Genomic DNA, 17,550 nt, shown 5'->3' with positions numbered 1-17,550 from the left:
CAACTGCAAAGAATCCGCTTTGTATCTTCCAACCTAAGCAAGAACACCCTCATTTAATTTGACAGAAGAAGCTTCATCTAATGTGCAAAACAACAATATTCCATTCACTCGTAAATGGTGAGAAGTGTACCTTGATATTCCATTGGGCATATCTTGGTGTTTCCAAAAATTCAAAGATATATTGCTGTACGATTTCAGGGGGAAGCCAAGTGGCACCCAGACGGACAAAAATCTCACTTGCAGTTAATTCTTTCGGTTGTACTTTCTCCAGTGCTTCTACATTGGTTCGATAATCTTCTGGATAAAGCTGGGCGGTTCTTCTCGCAACCTCTAGTTTTTCTCTGACATTACCTGACAAATATTCATCTGCCATCACATATTTTCGTTCACTTGAATCCGAATATCCATACATCGGATTTAAGAAGATTGCACCTTTTAGGTCATTAAATATTTCCTCTTCTGACTTGCCCATAAGCTGCTGCATATATTCCATATCAATGCAGGCCTTTTCTCCCATCGACACAGCTAACGCTTCGCTTGCGGTATCTACTTCTGTTACCGGAGTATGTGGTTTGATGGTACGTTTATAGAACATATCTGCCTTGCGTTCCAGCTCGCCATTCTCATTTATGATTTCCAATGCCGACAACAAAGAGTAGGAACTGTCATCTCCAAATACAGAAGTGTTTGCCCTGCTGTTGATGAGTCCATACTTTTTCGTATAGGCATCATAGCGGCTATTTAACGTCTCCTGTGCTGTCTTTATATCACTATCAGGGTAATCCTCAGTTTGCATTTCTATCAGCGTTCTGACTGCTTCACGAATGCCAATCATACCCTTGATTCTGTTTTGTGCTGTTGCAGATACTTCAACTGGACTCATTCTTGAATTTTCTCTAAAGTAGATAGTATCTTCAAGAACTGTGTAAGAAAAGTTTCGTACATCTACATCTGCTGGAATGGAATTGTCTTCCTCCAGCTCATCTTCCGGTTCGAACTCTACTATCTCTGCGTGAATATTTTGTACTGCTTCTTCCAGTTGATTTTCAAGGTCAGCATTCTCATAAGTCTCACAAGTAGCCTCCATTCCAAACCGACCAGATACCATTTTCATCTCGCCAAGTATCATTTCTGGATGTGATACGAAATATGAATTCATTCTGATTCCATCTTCACTGGTATCAAGGTGTACCCAGTCAGGCTCAATATCAATCAGCCTGTCCCTCTTCTGTAAGAACAGAATATCAGATACAACCTCTGTCCCTGCATTACCCTTAAATGTGTTATTGGGCAGTCTGACCGCTCCAAGAAGTTCTGCTCTTTGTGCAATATACTTTCGCACTTTGCTGTTTTCCTTATCCATTGTCCCCTTGCTGGTAACAAGAGCCATCACTCCTCCGGGGCGAAGTTTGTCCAATGATTTTGCAAAAAAATAATCGTGAATAAGGAAGTTATGCTTATCATATCGCTTGTCCAAGACCTTAAAATCTCCGAATGGAACATTACCAATGACTCCATCAAAGAAACTATCAGGTACATTGACTTCCTCAAAACCTTGTGCTGCAATGGATGATTTTTGATAAAGCTGCTGTGCAATTCCTGCGGATACCTCATCTAATTCCACTCCATAAATCTTTGTTTCTGCCATTGTTTCTGGTAACATACCAATAAAATTTCCGATACCACACGAAGGCTCTAATAAATTTCCTTCTTTAAATCCCATCTGCTCCATTGCCTTGTATATTGCACTGCTTACAGCAGGTGGCGTATAAAACGCAGTTAAGGTACTTTCTCTCGCAGCAGTATATTCTTCTGGTGTAAGAACTGTTTTTAATTCAAGGTATTCTGTTCCCCAAGCAGAGTTACTATCGTCAAATGCTTCTGGGATTCCACCCCATCCGACATATTTCGACAAAATCTCCTGTTCTTCGGGTGTTGCAAATCTATTCTCACTCTCACACTTTTTCAAAAGCTGAATCGCCATAATATTTCTACGGAAACGCTCTTTCTTAGAAACTTCCTCTACCGGATGATTTTTCAAATCAAAGATGTGTCGTTCACGCATTGGAATGTCTGGATGCAAGTCGAAGCTCTTTACCTTAGAAGGCTTTTTCTTTTCCCAAGCGGGAACAAGCGGCGTAGCAGACTCAGATTCCACTTCTTTCTCACTACCATCAGAAATTGAAAATCCCTGTAACTTCATATCTTCGTAGCTATCAAATCCATTCTGCTGAGCAACTATTTCCTGATAGTCTTCTTTCGGCATTGTACCCATATTGGTTTTGACATCTTCCAATTTCATATATGGCTTCAAATCTGAAAGAAGCTTCTCAATCGTAGCTCTGTCGCCACTTTCTCTATCTAAATCATCCAGTTCCTCGTTCATAAACGCTGCGATGCCTGCTACATAATCGCTGTCTGCAAGTCTATCTCTGACTTCATCAACAGAATCAACATCAAGATTGTCTTGATAATTATAATAGTCATAGTCTTTGATAAACTCCACAAGACGCTCTGAAAGGTCTGGCTCTTCCTCTAGTTCTTTCTCAGTTACAATCAGAAAATCGTTCAATGGGTTTTCTCTTACCTTACGGTCAAAATCTTCCCTTGCGAACTCCTTATTAAACAGTGGCATCTCATAGTCATAAAGCATAACTCTCGCATTATCAAAGGACAATATTTCGTATTTCTCACTACCAATATAGACTACATCTCCAAGATGATATTCATATTCTGAGGTGGTATCAGGTTTTATTTCCACCTTTTCCTCTACGTCAAGTTCTTCTGGAACTTCCATTGGTGGTGCTGTATTTAGAATTGCACGATTCTGATTATATTCCTGTATCTCGGTTCTTTTGACTTCCTCTGCTTCAAGCCATATAGGATAATTTTCTTTTTCTTTATCATTTAAATATCTGTCCGCAGAAATAAGTTCCTCAATTCGATTAGCGACCATTGTCCAGCTAAATAAAATTTCCGGTCTGTCCGCAGCATATCCTTTGTAAATTTTAACTCCTTTGGCATTATGGTCCTGACCATATTCGTTATATCCTCCTGCACTGGAAGAACCGCCTATACCATACTCATTCTTTAGAAATTTTGCATTTTCTTTTGAGGAAAAACTCTTTTGAAACTGCTCATAGATTCGCATTTTCCCATTTACAAAACCAGAACCACTTTTTATAGTAGCGTCTATGACTTCTTGTGGCACTGAAAAAGCAGAGGCTGTGTTCTCCTCTGCTCTCTCAAATAATTCTAACTGTTCATTTACAGATGGTAATGGTTTTTCGTCTAAGCGTAAATCACTTGCTCCTTCACGATTTCCTGAACCGAGTGACGAAGATTGTTCGTCATTTGTACCCACTTCATCATATCTTTTGCTTTCAGTTCCTCTGTCAGTCCCATCTCTGCTGACATTTTCTTCACTAACGATTCCTCCAGCTCCATTGCTCTGGTCTGTATCTCTGCCAGATGTTCGGTCATTTTGCCTTTCGTCAGAAGATTGTAATACTGGATTTTGTGGTTGTTCTTTAGATAAGTTCTTCTCATCTGCGACCACCTCCCCAGTATCACTTCCGGCTGTTCTGGAAGTGTCAGATTCGGCAGATTGTAATCTCCCACCATCGTGTATTCTATCTGTTTCATTATCAACGTCCCTTTCTATCTTTTGATTGTCTTTATTGTAATCAGATTGACGATTCCTATCAATTGTGCGATTTTCTTTTGTGTAAGCATTGATGGTTCTGCTAACAGGCATAAGTCCCATTTCGGCTATATCACTGGTCGCAAAGCCAACTGCATTAAGGGTATCCTGGGAATTAAATTTCTTGATAAAATTGAAGTCATTTACTGAATAGTAGTTCTTCGTTTCAATACCAAGTCTCGCCATCATCATATAGGCGACACTATTTTTTACCAAGCTGACATACATTGCTTCTCTTTCATTTTCAGGCAAATATTCCATATCACTTCCTGCAATAATGTCATTAAAATCCGAAAGATAATCTGCTATATTGTCATCCACCGCATTGCTTACACTATCCATAATAACCTTCGCCAAATCTGCATCATTGTGCGCAACACCAAAGGTATTTTCTAGTGTTTCCATCACATCTTGTTCGTGCTGCTTTTCCATTTCCCAAATAGGAACTGGTCTTGCATATCTGCTGGAATGGGTATCCGATATATCAAAATAATGAGTCAACCGCTGACGTTTTCCCCCAAATTCTTCAAATACCGCAATGCCAGTTGCGCCTTTATTCACCCATCTTCCAAAGGTTCGATTCCATTTCTCAATTTCAAGAACTGCGGTTGCTTCTGGTCGCTGGGCATATAAAAGAAGCTGCTCATCAAAGCGAAGCCGGAAGTTCCTTCCCGCTGTTTTCAGAAAGTTTTGCCAGTTGACGGGATTATCCGTCATCGCAAAGCAGGTTCTCTCATATAGCTCTGATATCAAATCATATTTTCTAGCCATTTAGACTTCGCCTCCTTTACTCTCTCGTTATTTCATCGTTTCCATTTGCAAGATAAGAAAATAATTTTCCACTTTTGGTGGTCTCCTGCAATTTCATAATAATATTCATATCCAGAATGCTGATTCCTTTGATATTCAGAATACTTGGCATATCAAGTTTCGCCAATTTTTTCTCAGTATCACAGCCATTATCCACCAACTTGCTGATTACTTTTATTTTCTGCTGCATTGTAATATCATTTGTCATAAGTGTCTGCTCTCCTAACTTTTTGCATATGTTTTATACAGTCCTTCCAGTTGCTTTCTGCTTTTTCTGCATTCTGGGTCTCCTGCAAGTTCTGGATGCTTGGACTGTATCTTTGCTCTTGACCTGCGAACACTCTCAAAATGTGGCAAGTTTAATTCCTTGTAGTTATTCATAATAACTGCGAAAGGGATATTTCCTATATTTTTACTCCCGACAATGGAATTGACTTCATCGCAAACTAAGAGATAAAGCTTCATATCATCATTACGAGCATCTGTACTTTTTTCTAAAACGAAAGTAACTACTTCTTCAATGGTTCTTGGATTATTCATACGGACCTCCTTCCATAAAATAAGGGCGAAGTGGTTAGCTTCGCCCCATAACTCTTTCTATTTGATTCTTTTATTTCTCTGTTTTCTTTTTCTTTCTGCGATAAATTCCAGTCGTAATCCCAAGACCTAACGCAGAAATTCCCGCTAGTGCAATCCACAATGTGGTTCTGCTGTCATCTCCTGTTTTTGGTGTTTCACGAATGATATTGTGCATTTTGACCTCCGTTGTTTTCTCATACTCGATAGTAATTGTCTTATCATCTGGTAAGATATATCCAACAGATACGTTGTCCTGCACTTCTGAGATTTTATATTCTCCGATTCTAAGACCTTCCACTGTGATGTTTCCATCTTTATCTGTGGTAAAGGTTCTATCATAGCCATCAACTCCAGTCACTCTGAAAGTAAAACCTTCCACCTTACCATCGGATGATGTCTTAACAATTTTCAGTGTTCCTTTCATCGCTTCATTGATAAAGCCAACACCTACCTCATTTTCAATATCATAAGTTGTCTCATCTTTCTCGATAAAAACACTATACTCGGCAGTATCAAGGACAAATCCTTCCGGTGCTTTTGTCTCTTTCACAAGATATTTTCCATATGAAAGGTCTTTTTTCTCATAGATGCCAACGCTTTTCTCATCAAGAGTACCGATAAGCTCATCGCCTTTATCCAGCTTTCCATCTCCATTGACATCTTTGTATACTTCAAAGGTTGCACCCGTCAGCTTATTGTCTGAATAATCAGCGTCTACCTTCGTAAGCTTGATGTTTCCAAATACATATTCATTGACAATTTTCACTTCAATGATTTGCTCATTTTCACTGATATTCACTTCATAGCAAGTATCATCTAAGACAAATCCCTCCGGCTGCTTAATTTCTCTCACAATCCAGTTTCCAAACGGAATCTTCTTAAAAGAAAAACTACCATCTTTTCCTGAGGTAGTCGTCTTAATCGCATTCTCTTTTGTAAATTCCGTTTCTCCTACCTTGAAAATTCCAATGACAGCACCTTCCAGCTCTTTGCCATTTTCATCAAGTTTGAGTCCTGATACGCTGCCATAGAGCAGTTTATTCTCTATTGGCTTCCCATCATTGACAGCAAGCTTTACAAGAGCAGTGTCCTGACCTGCATATTCAAATTCTACCGGGAATTTATCCTCGCTAAGTATATAATGCTCGTCTGTGGCAATTTCTTTAACATAGTAGCTTCCAAATGGCAAGTCGATAAGAACCTTTGCTGTTCCATCCTCTGACAGAGTAATCATTTCAATCAGACCATCTGCCGGAATCACTGTTCCACTGGATGATACCAATTCTTTTTCAGCATATAAACCGAAGCTGATATTTTTGATTTCATCATTCATACCAATGTTGTAATTTTCATTCTGCTCCAGAATTTTAGCAAGACTGATTTCCACTTTCTGACGCTCATTATAAAAGCTGGTTGCTGTTTCTGTTACAGCTATTTCCTGACCTGCATAAGTAAGTTCCACATTATGAGCTTCTCCGTTAATGGTCATTCCATATGGTGCTTTTACTTCTGTTACTTCATATTTGCCAAGATACAATTCTTTGCTCTTCACATTTCCATCTTTCGTAGTTGTAATCGTATCCACAAGCTGTCCCTTCTCGTATCTAAGTGTTCCATCCGGAGTAATTACATCTTCCAGTGCTTTTATCTCATATACTGCCCCTTCCAGTCCCTCGACCTTGTAAACAGGCTGATAAATCACTTCGCTGTTTTCATCTCCTGATACATTCACACCGAAGAAAACTTCTCCACTCTTTTCCACCGTAATCTTACCTTTCTGTGCCATATTTGGCTTTTCAACCTTCACCAATTGAATGCCACCTTCCTCAGATGAATTATCTTCCGTCACATCAAATAATACTGGTGTTTTGTCTAACACATATCCGTATGGTGCTTGTACTTCTACCAGAGAATATCCTTTGCCATATTCCAGCTTTTGCGGCGTTACAAGTGTTCCTTCTGCATCGGTGTAGAATGTGTCAATGGTTGTAGGCGTTGGATAGGTAAATGTCATTGATACCTTATTTCCATCTGGGTCATAAATCTCAAATCCTGCCCCTGCATATGGAATGTTCTTTCCACTCTCTGCATCCACTTTTACCACCTTAATGAAGCTCTCGAAGTTTCTATTATTGATGATATAGCGGTACGTCTGACCATTCTGTGCAATGAACACATCAAAGTCTTTCATAAGCTCTCTGCCTTCCCATCCAGAAGTCTGATGAACTGTATAGACGCCATAAGGCATATTCTTTGTCTGAGCGAATCCGTTTTCATCACATTCCATCGTATCTTTCTCGTCAGCATTTGCATTATCGTAGCTGCCTGCTGACTTCAGATAGATTTCAAATTTTGCTCCTTTTTCTGGAGTTTCAATCTGCGTTTCGCCATTATCTGTATGTTTGATAATAGCAACATTTCCTTTGATGACCTGCTCTACTACATCGTTCGCTACAAGATTATGCTCAATTTCAAATAGTTTCGGCTCTGCCCCAACTTTATGAATGGTCTTGTCCAGTAAATATCCTTCTGATGGCGTAATTTCTCTTATTGTCCAGTCGGAATCACATACATATTCTTTTGTCGCAAATTGTCCGTCTTTGTCGGTTGTATAGGTATCTACCAGTGTTTCTCCTTTGTAAATTCCATACACTGCGCCTGCAAGGGTTGCATTCCCCTGTGGCAGACCTTTTTCCTTATCGCTCTTTGTCACTGTGACAGCGAACTTTTTAAGGATATTGCTAAAATCACGAGTTGTAACCTCTTTCCACTTGATAGGAGCAGTCTGGTTCTTCGGAACTACATAACGAATGGCAGTATCCACCTCTTCCACTGTATATGGAGTTGTTCCACTAATCAGAACATTCTCAAAGGTCGCTACGCCATTTTTATCTGTAACTGCAAACATACTTACATCTGCACCAGACAAGGACTTTCCAGAAAGCTTGAATTTTACACCTTCTACAAGATTATCTTCCGATGATTTTACAACTTTAAGTGTTCCTCGTTTCAGCTTATTATTAAAGTTTACTTTTGATACCTGACCTGCCACAACGGTAACTCTCTGCGTGTTCTGTGGCTCATACTTATCAATGCTTTGTTCTGTGACTGTGTAAATGCCGGGAAGCAGATTATCAAGCTGGAACTTACCGCCATTAGCAGTAGTCACTGTTTTATTGACACCTTCTCCGACAATCGTAAATTGAATTCCATCCACTTTTCCATCTTCACTGGTCTTTTCAATGGCACAAGAACCATAGCTTACTTTTGCTTTCACATAACCACTGACTGGGTCGCTGACTTCCTGCGAATAGCTGGCTACATCTTGCAATCCTCCACCCACATTGCCATCAGACCATACAACAACACCTCTCCTTTTTGCATTGCTCTTCGTAGCAGTAATGGTAAATTCCTTACTAGGAGCTTTTGTCATTGAAATAGTTAGCTTATTTCCACTTGTAGAAAAAGTGACGCCATCTACATTTGCTGTAAAACTATAACTACCAAGCACCCCATTACTGTCCGTAAGGGTTGCTACATATTTGCTTCCGTTCCATTCCAGTTCATTGACTTTTGCTGAACTAGAAGCCTTCGTACAAAAGCTAGGTACTTTTGTGTGATTCTGTACACTCGCAACCATACTGTTGTAGTAGCTAAGAATCTTGCTTCTCAGTGGATGGCCTGATTTTACAACGTCTAAGACCGCATTACATCCACTAGGGGTAACGTGTCCAAATGAAGCATTTCTCTCTCCTACAATGGTTTCCCAGATAAGAATCTGCGTCGCATAAGCGTGTGCAATGGCATTGGCTTCTCCATCATTCTGTGACTTCCAATCCAGACTGATTCCGCCTCGATAACCATAGGTGAGAACACGACCAATAAACTGCTTTATCTCACCACCCGAAAGTGATTGATTCCCACTCAGGTTATTAAAATAGTTTTCATTCTTTTCTGTCATCGTATCCCCCGGATTCAGTGATACTCCGGGTTCAATACAATAAGCAACATTACCCGAATAAGAGCCTATCGCTTTCAAATCGGTATAACCGGATGAGCCACTATGTGACCCATTCATAAAGGTTAGGTTGCTGTGTCCCCACTGTCCATTATTATTCGCATCTCCTGAACGTGGGTAGTCAATCATATAGATACTTGCTCGCTCTCCCGTAGCAGCAAATGCAGTGGTACTTGCACCTGCAAAGGTCGATAAACCTATGAGAGTAGCCATAGCAAGTGACATAAATCTTTTTAACTTTCCTTTTGTCATTCTTGTTGACCTCCTTAAATCAAAAGAAACGCACCATTCTTCAGTGCGCCCCATTCATCAATATTTCGTTGTTTTCTTTGCCTATTGGCTTTTCTTCTTTTTCGTAGGCGAAGAAGCCTATGATACTGTGATAAATCTTTTATCGTACCAGAGAAATCCATTCGCTCCAACTCTGCCTTTATGAGACTGTTATATATAAAGAGATAGATACATATAAGAGAGATACTATATATTACGGATAGTAAATATCTTACTGTTAGTATCTAGGGGTTAGAGTGTGAGAAAGGGGGAACCAGAATCATCTGGAATCCCTATCCGCACGATTACGCAAGAACTTGTTATAATGCTCCAGTGCCTTACACACAAAATCCTCCGTCTGGCTTACTGGAACATTCTTCGGAATAAGATTTCTTACTCTGTCACCTCTTAGAACAATTTTCTCTTTTTGATTCGGCTTCTCCTCACCCATAATGGCTTGAATAACCTCTGTTGTGAGTTTTCCATCATTTGCAAACTCTCTCATACGGATAGCCTGTGCGTGGGAAGGGGTAGACTCACTTAAATCAATTTCGTCTACAATGTCCCGCTGACAATCTTCATCAAGATACGATAATTCAACCGCTGGGCGCATTTTAATCTTGCCCTCATCAACAAATTCAAGAAGCTCTGGGACAAGGTTGGTGAGGCGGATATAACGTTTGATTTGTGATGTGCTATCGCCAGTCTCATCTGATAATTCTTCATTGGAACGAATGCCTACTAAATTCGGTCCCACTGGGTCCGAATTATTTTTACTCGGTCTACCTGCTTGTCTTTTCATCGCATCTAAACGCATTTTATAGGCAAATGCTTTTTCTGACGGAAGTATCTGAGACCTTTGATAATTACTCTCTACCATCAATATGGTTGCTTCATCTCTGCTTAAATCAACTACCTCACTTCGCAAAGTTTCAATTCCGGCAATTTCGCAGGCTCTCTTTCTGCGATGCCCTGATACAAGTTCAAATCTACCATCTTCTTTTTCTCTGACAGTTGCCGGGGTAATTACTCCCCGTTCCTTAATACTCTCCACAAGGTTTAGCATATCTTCATCGTCTCGTACCTTAAATGGATGGTCTGGAAATTCATCAATTTCACTGATTGGAATATCTCTGATTTTCGCTACTTTCCCTTCATCTCTCATCTCTTGCGTTGTGAATAAATCATCGAGCGTCGTGAGTGTGAAGTCGCTCTTTCTTCCTGCCATCTGCTAACACCTCCTTTGTGAAATCCGTGTAGGCTCTCGCCACCGTACTCTTTGGTTCATAAGCATAAATACTTTTGCCTTTCGACGAAGTTTCAGCCGCTTTTACAGCAATTGGTATCTGAGTTCGATACATTCTTATCTGATTCCCAAAATTGTTCCTGAGTGCTTCTACTGTGCTTCGTGCAAGGTTGGTGCGGTTATCCACCAGTGTTAGAAGTATCCCATCAATTTTAAGATTCGGATTGATATACTTCTTCACTTTGGAAATGGTACTTACCAACTGGGTCATCCCTTTTGCGGGCAAATATTGTGCTTGAACGGGAATGATTACTTCATTCGAAGCAGACAATGCATTTAACGTTATCATCCCAAGTGATGGCATACAGTCAATGAGAATATATTCGTAATTCTCCTTCACCTGCATTAGGTAATTCCTTAGCGTCGTCTCTCTGCTCATCGCATTCATAAGATTGAACTCCATTGCCGATAATTCAAGATTTGCTGGCATTAAGTCAACACCTTCCTCGTGGTGTAGAATACCTTTCATTGGGTCATTCATCGTCTCATTCATTACATCTGATAATTTTGTTGCAAGTGCGATACCCAAGTTGTCCGTATTCTGCCACCCAAGACAAGTGGTCAAATCCCCCTGAGGGTCTGCGTCCACAAGCAATACTTTCTTTCCCTGCATTGCAAGTCCAATGCCTAGATTCACTGTTGTAGTGGTCTTGGTCACTCCACCTTTCTGGTTACAGATGGAAATTGTTTTACAATTTGACACTTCGTGTGTTCTCCTTTCTTTGGATTTAATAGCCACATAGATTGTGACTATGTAGACAGCCGAAATGAATCGGCTGTGATATTTCTATTATCAGTATTTGTTCTCAACACCCCCTGATAGGGAAATCACTAAGCAGCAGATTGCGAATCTGCCTCATAGGAATCAAACCTCTGCCGAGTTCTTCGCCAGCTCCGTAGAGAAGTATCATTATCATTCTGACTGTCATCGCCATATCAGGGGCAACCCGATACTCATAGGTGGAATTCTCGCTTATTTCCCAATGGGAAGCTCTTGGCGTACCACATAAATTGGCTTAAATCATCAGAACTAACGTCTTAGTGAATGTGTATTCAGTTGTCAAAGAACAAGTGAAGGAGGCTTTCAAAATGTCTTTGAATATGAACCCCTTCACTTGTTTGGAATTGAAAACCGAAATGACAACCTATTTTCGAAAAATTTCTTGAAAAATTTCAAAAAGTTTTTATTGAGGTCGAAAATCACAGCAGAAAATCGCTTGCTCTGGATGAGATGGAATAAATGATGGATAGAATTTTTTAGGTTCTCGTAGTATAATTGGAAACAAGTGAAAGACAAACGAGAAGTTGGAGGAGGTGGAATTATGTTTATATTTTTGTGTATTTGTTCATTATTAGTTCCATTATCAATGATTTTATTGGGAGTTAAGTGGAAAGAAAATCCACCAAAAGACAGGCAAGGCGTTTCTGGATATCGAACTACTATGTCGAGATTAAATGATGATACATGGAAAACTGCTCATCACTATTGGGGAATGATAAATCTTGTCTTGGGAATAATGCTCGCAGTCATCACAATTTGCATTTTAATGATTGTGAGAAATAGTATGGATTTTGAAATGATTGTCACTTATTTAGTATTTATTCAATTAGGCGTTATGGCAATTACAATCATTCCGACAGAGTTCTTGCTGCATAAACATTTTACCAAAACAGGTGCAAAGAAATAGACAGATTGCAGCTTGTAGAACAATCACAATAACTTTGAATTTATAAGAAAGGACATCCTATTATGCTTAAAACTCCTTTGGGCGATATTATACTACAAATTGATAATAAGTCGATTTCATATAATGCCATCAGTGCTATTTGTGATAAGACTTGCAAGGATTTAGATGGAAGATATTATATATGTATTTCATTCGTTCCTGACGGAAAAAAGCATGAAATCACCTGCTTTATAAATAACTATTTGCCATCAGAGAATGATAGTATAGAATCTGGTGAAAGCTTGGAATTAAAAAGTTTCTATGCAAAATCATACAAGTTGTCAATAGGTATGGAAGGAGAGTCAGGATATTTCTCAGATGGCTCTCGCATATCAACAACATATGATTATGATAATGAATATACTGAAAATGGTGCTAAATATATTATTCTTGCCGAAACTACAACAGACAGATATATTTTTGGAATAGCATGGATTAACAGAGTAAATGAAGAGAATGATTTGCAAACATGGTTTGGAGCTGACCCAACATTGATATTGGAAAATCCCAGTTCGTCGCTAGGACCATAACGAAAAACCTCCAGCAAAATCTGCTGGAGGTTCTTCTTCGGCTTATACATATTTTATTTTCATTTTCTTTATCTTGGCATTGAGCAATTTATCAAGCACTTCATCTGCCAAATCAGTGTATTTCTCCTGCTCAATCAGGTGATTCCTCAAATCGATGACCGATTCTATGACCTGCCTATATTCGCCTTCATCCAGATAAATATGATATTTTTTCTTCCTCATTCCAATTTCCTCCTTTACTTTGACCTTCTCCATTCAAAGAATCTCTGTCGAATAAACAGCACATCTTCTTCCTCGTCTGAAGTAATAAAAACATAATTGCTGCGAAATGCTTTCTTGATTTTTCCTGCATATGCTACTTCGTCCATTCCCATTTTATATGGAACTCTCATCAGTTTGATTTCACGTTTGGAACAGAGATGTTCTTTTAGAGCCACCATTTTTTCAGGTTCTTCATTAGTCTCAATAGCTATCTTTTCTTCTTTTATGTACATCTCAAGAGGAATACCTATTACTCTATCATCGTCTGTGATAACTCTTAGATTTTTCATCTTAGCATAGAACATTACAAGCAATCTCGGTAATACGCCCAAATATTCTTCTTCGCAAATCTTACATCCCTTTTGCTCAATCGTTCGGTCAGAGATTCTCCCTCTCCACGAATGGCCTAGCGAACATTTCCACCATACTATTTTCATTGAACTTCTTGAAATTTCAGTCGGCAGTACTGCTTTATTCTTTTCATAATCCCACTCTGCAAGTAAATGAGGGTCAGTGGCTGCCAAATCATTATACCCAGATAAAACTGCTCTATCGGCGCATACAGGACATTCACTTCCTTTTACCCTGGAATATACAACTGCTTTCCATTCATATCCACATTCCTTACATTTCCACCAGACATTCTTTCGTGATTTTGCATTTATCATATCCGGCTTCAATGGGTAATTACGCTCCGACCACTCTTCTGCAAGCTGTGGATGGGTAGTCGAAAAATCATTAAATCCCTTGAGTAGAATCAGACCGCTACAATAGGGGCATTTACTACCACCAGAGCGTGTGGAGATTAAAGTGTTCCATTCATTGCCACACTCCTTACATTTCCACCATACTTTCCGATTAGCAAATGCTCCAACCTTTGTGGGCAAGAGTGGAGAGTTCTTTTCAGACCATTCTTCTGCAAGATGGGGTAAGAGGGTGGCAAGGTCGTTAAACCCCGTTAGAACTTCATTATGGCTGCAATAAGGGCATCCTGATTGGCTAATCGCCCTGCTCTTTACAGTGGCAGTCCATTCGTGACCGCATTTCCCTTTCCATATCACTTTTTTACTTGAACCAATCGTCACCATCGTAGGTCTTAATTCTTTATTTTTATCTGACCATTCTGCTGCAAGCTCTGGACATAATGTAGTTAAATCATTGATACCCTCTACTGCTCTAGCTCCTGAACAGATAGGACAACCTTCTCCTTTGGAGCGAGCTTTTATACTCGTCTGCCACTCGTGTCCACATTTTCCTTTCCACCACATCAGCTTATTAGAACCATATGTAACCATATCTGCTGTGACTGGAAGATTTTTATCCGACCATTCAGAAATCAGCTCAGGATGTATTTTCGCAAAACTATTATCCATAGCAAAACTCCTTCCTCCTTTGATATGGATAGTATAAGAAAAAAGTGGAGTTCTCGGTAGTTTGCGATGATTATGTAATGTCCACAACGAAAAAAGACCCTGAAAGATTTTGCTCTCTCAAGGTCTAATATTTAATAATTATGCGATTTTGTTACCCTTGCACACATCTTTACATCATTTGATGTAAATTTGAGGTAAATAGGTACTTTTCGCCTTATAGCCAAGTTCGAAGCCCCGCATAAACACTGGGTTTTCGCTACTTATCGCTAGGTAAGGACTTCATTGTAGGGAACAGCAGCACATCACGAATCGCAGCCGCATCTGTCAGCAGCATACACATTCTGTCGATACCGAATCCGATACCGCCTGTAGGCGGCATACCGATTTCCAGTGCATTCAGGAAATCTTCGTCGGTTGTATTCGCCTCATCATCTCCCTGCGCGAGCAATTCTTCCTGCGCTTTGAAACGTTCTCTCTGATCAATCGGGTCATTTAACTCAGAGTAAGCGTTGGCCATCTCCCAGCCATTCATGAAGAACTCAAAACGTTCTACGTAATCCGGATTCTCCGGTTTCTTCTTGGTCAACGGTGAGATTTCTACCGGGTGATCCATGACAAATGTCGGCTGCACCAGATGCTCTTCAACAAATTCTTCAAAGAACAGATTCAGGATATCGCCCTTCTTATGTCTGTCCTCGAACTCGATGTGTTTCTCTTTTGCGAGGGCTTTCGCTTCCTCTTCCGTATGAACCTCATTCCAGTCGATGCCTGCGTATTTCTTCACTGCATCTACCATGGTGATTCGCTCAAACGGCTTGCCAAGATCCATCTCGATACCGTTGTATACGATCTGGGTAGTTCCAAGAACTTCCTGTGCCACGTGACGGTACATGTTCTCTGTCAGATCCATCATGCCGTGGTAATCGGTATATGCCTGATACAGTTCCATCAGTGTGAACTCAGGATTATGTCTGGTATCCAGGCCCTCGTTACGGAACACACGTCCGATCTCGTATACTCGCTCCATACCACCGACAATCAGTCTCTTCAGGTATAATTCCAAAGAAATACGAAGCTTCAGATCCTCGCCCAGAGCATTGAAATGTGTCTCAAACGGACGTGCTGCTGCACCGCCCGCATTGGCTACCAACATCGGGGTTTCCACTTCCATAAAGCCCTGTCCGTCCAGATAACGGCGGATAGAACTGAGAATCTGTGAACGTTTTACAAATGTCTCTTTTGCTTCTGGATTCATGATCAAATCCACATATCTCTGGCGATAGCGGAGATCTGTGTTAGTCAGTCCGTGGAACTTCTCCGGCAAAATCTGCAAACTCTTGGAGAGCAGCACTACAGAGGACGCATGAATAGAGATTTCTCCCATTTTCGTGGTAAACACTTCACCCTTGAGTCCGACAATATCTCCGATATCCATCTTCTTGAATGCCTTGTATTCTTCCTCACCGATGGAGTCTCTCGCCACATAGCTCTGAATATTTCCCTGCAGATCCTGTACGTTGCAGAAAGAAGCTTTTCCCATCACACGTTTCGCCATGATACGGCCTGCGATAGACACTTCTTTTCCTTCCAGTTCATCATAGTTGTCCTTGATTTCCTGGCTGTGATGAGTCTGGTCATATTTCATAATTTCAAAAGGGTTATTCCCTTCTGCCTGTAAATTAGCTAATTTTTCACGGCGAACCTTTCTTAGCTGATTCAGATCCGGTTCCTGTGCATTCTTATTATTCTGCTGTGCCACTTTGTCCACTCCTTTATTGAATTGCGCATTTATTGGGGGACAGGTTGTTTTTTCAATTGGGGACGTAGCAAAGTGTCACTTTGCTACGTCCCCAATTGAAGCTTGACCTGTCCCCAATTGCTATTTTGACCTGTCCCTAATTGTGCCTGCTTATGCGTAATTATGAACGTTCGATTTTCAGTATCTTATATTCCATGATTCCCGCCTGGGTCTCAACTGTTACAACATCATCCACCTGTTTGCCGAGCAGAGCCTTGCCTACCGGTGACTCGTTGGAAATTTTTCCCTTAAGGCTGTTTGCCTCTGTGGAACCTACAAGCTTGAACTCGATGTCCTCGCTGAATACTTTATCGTGTACCAGAACTGTACATCCGACATTGACCTTATCGAAATCTACTTCGTCCTCTACAACAACTTCTACATTTTTGAGAATGCCTTCCAGTTCTTCGATACGTGCTTCGATATCACGCTGCTCGTCTTTCGCTGCATCGTACTCTGCATTCTCAGACAGGTCGCCCTGCTCTCTTGCCTCTTTGATTTTTCCTGAAACCTCTTTACGTTTGACAACCTTCAGGTGCTCCAGTTCGTCCTCCAGCGCCTTTAGTCCGGCGTAGGTAAGTAACCTTTTCTTTTCTTCCATGTTCTTTGCTTCCTTTCATTATGTTTCTATTGTCTGCAAGAATACCTCTTGTTTATCACCATCTCTGTAAGTCAAATAGCAGACTTCACAACTCTCAACATTATACATAAATTGTGCCTGTATGTCAAGATTTTACTAACGCCCGGCGCCAATTAAATGCCCATTGTATTTAATGTATTATATGCATCTCGTCCCTTAAATATTGTTCTTGTTTTTTATAATTTATCCGTAACTGTTCAGAACCCCCTTGGGGAACTAATTAATTTTTGTACAAAACAGAGAATTTTTAAAACCTGTTTTGCGATATTATTTCGGTAATTGGTGGATAACCAATTGTTTGTGATTGAATAATTTAATTCATTGTGGATTACTCTTTCAATCTTTCAAATAACTCTGATTCAAAGCCAAATTCTATGGCTTTTGAATATATTTAACAACAACTGAACATTGAAAAACATTACTTATCCACAGTCATTTTCACCATAGGTGAATCTATGTGAATTCGCTTTTTTCCTGAGTTTTTAGTACAATGGAGACATAAAACACAAGGAAGAAGGTGGTCTGAATGCCAATC

At 40.1% G+C, this 17,550-nt stretch carries 11 protein-coding genes and 1 pseudogene; 2 read left to right on the top strand and 10 right to left on the bottom strand.

Annotated features, from left to right (window positions below; genetic code table 11):
• Positions 1 to 94 precede the first annotated feature (94 nt).
• The 6 genes and pseudogenes from BUB85_RS17985 to BUB85_RS17955 form a co-directional block, all read right to left on the bottom strand.
• Positions 95 to 4,474: pseudogene (locus BUB85_RS17985) on the bottom strand (Eco57I restriction-modification methylase domain-containing protein); the annotation flags it as partial.
• Between the two features lie 16 nt (positions 4,475 to 4,490).
• Positions 4,491 to 4,721: a hypothetical protein gene (locus BUB85_RS17975; protein ID WP_073112927.1), complete on the bottom strand. Its 231-nt coding sequence runs from the start codon at positions 4,719 to 4,721 to the stop codon at positions 4,491 to 4,493.
• Positions 4,722 to 4,735: 14 nt separating this feature from the next.
• The gene (locus BUB85_RS17970; RefSeq protein ID WP_073112926.1) at positions 4,736 to 5,053 is read right to left on the bottom strand and encodes a hypothetical protein; all 318 of its coding nucleotides are present in this window, start codon (positions 5,051 to 5,053) and stop codon (positions 4,736 to 4,738) included.
• A 70-nt stretch (positions 5,054 to 5,123) separates the two neighbouring features.
• Positions 5,124 to 9,362 (bottom strand): SpaA isopeptide-forming pilin-related protein, encoded by a 4,239-nt coding sequence (locus tag BUB85_RS17965; protein ID WP_073112925.1) that lies wholly within the window; start codon positions 9,360 to 9,362, stop codon positions 5,124 to 5,126.
• Between the two features lie 298 nt (positions 9,363 to 9,660).
• Positions 9,661 to 10,608 (bottom strand): ParB/RepB/Spo0J family partition protein, encoded by a 948-nt coding sequence (locus BUB85_RS17960; protein WP_073112924.1) that lies wholly within the window; start codon positions 10,606 to 10,608, stop codon positions 9,661 to 9,663.
• The gene (locus tag BUB85_RS17955; RefSeq protein ID WP_073112923.1) at positions 10,565 to 11,389 is read right to left on the bottom strand and encodes a ParA family protein; all 825 of its coding nucleotides are present in this window, start codon (positions 11,387 to 11,389) and stop codon (positions 10,565 to 10,567) included. The genes BUB85_RS17960 and BUB85_RS17955 overlap by 44 nt, the downstream gene beginning before the upstream one ends.
• A gap of 619 nt (positions 11,390 to 12,008) precedes the next feature.
• Here BUB85_RS17955 and BUB85_RS17950 point away from each other — a divergent pair.
• Together BUB85_RS17950 and BUB85_RS21820 are read left to right on the top strand one after the other, a co-directional pair.
• Positions 12,009 to 12,374 carry an SdpI family protein gene (locus tag BUB85_RS17950; RefSeq protein ID WP_084534121.1) on the top strand — a complete coding sequence of 122 codons (366 nt, stop codon included), beginning with the start codon at positions 12,009 to 12,011 and terminating at the stop codon, positions 12,372 to 12,374.
• A 62-nt stretch (positions 12,375 to 12,436) separates the two neighbouring features.
• A complete protein-coding gene (locus BUB85_RS21820) occupies positions 12,437 to 12,943 on the top strand; it encodes a hypothetical protein (protein WP_073112922.1) in 507 nt (168 codons plus the stop codon).
• 42 nt (positions 12,944 to 12,985) lie between these two features.
• Here the strand turns inward: BUB85_RS21820 and BUB85_RS17940 are convergent, their stop codons facing one another.
• From BUB85_RS17940 to greA, 4 genes are all read right to left on the bottom strand, one after another.
• Complete coding sequence (locus BUB85_RS17940) at positions 12,986 to 13,165, bottom strand: hypothetical protein (protein WP_073112929.1); 180 nt, start codon at positions 13,163 to 13,165, stop codon at positions 12,986 to 12,988.
• 14 nt (positions 13,166 to 13,179) lie between these two features.
• Entirely contained in the window at positions 13,180 to 14,577 is a 1,398-nt protein-coding gene (locus BUB85_RS17935) for a zinc-ribbon domain-containing protein (RefSeq protein WP_073112921.1), read from the bottom strand.
• Positions 14,578 to 14,833: 256 nt separating this feature from the next.
• Complete coding sequence (lysS, locus tag BUB85_RS17930) at positions 14,834 to 16,336, bottom strand: lysine--tRNA ligase (RefSeq protein ID WP_073112920.1); 1,503 nt, start codon at positions 16,334 to 16,336, stop codon at positions 14,834 to 14,836.
• 160 nt (positions 16,337 to 16,496) lie between these two features.
• Positions 16,497 to 16,976 (bottom strand): transcription elongation factor GreA, encoded by a 480-nt coding sequence (greA, locus tag BUB85_RS17925; RefSeq protein ID WP_073112919.1) that lies wholly within the window; start codon positions 16,974 to 16,976, stop codon positions 16,497 to 16,499.
• Positions 16,977 to 17,550 lie beyond the last annotated feature (574 nt).

The sequence above is a fragment of the Hespellia stercorisuis DSM 15480 genome (assembly GCF_900142165.1).
Taxonomy (GTDB): domain Bacteria; phylum Bacillota; class Clostridia; order Lachnospirales; family Lachnospiraceae; genus Hespellia; species Hespellia stercorisuis.
Note: the sequence above shows the minus strand (reverse complement) of the source record. Positions and strands in the feature narration are given on the sequence as shown.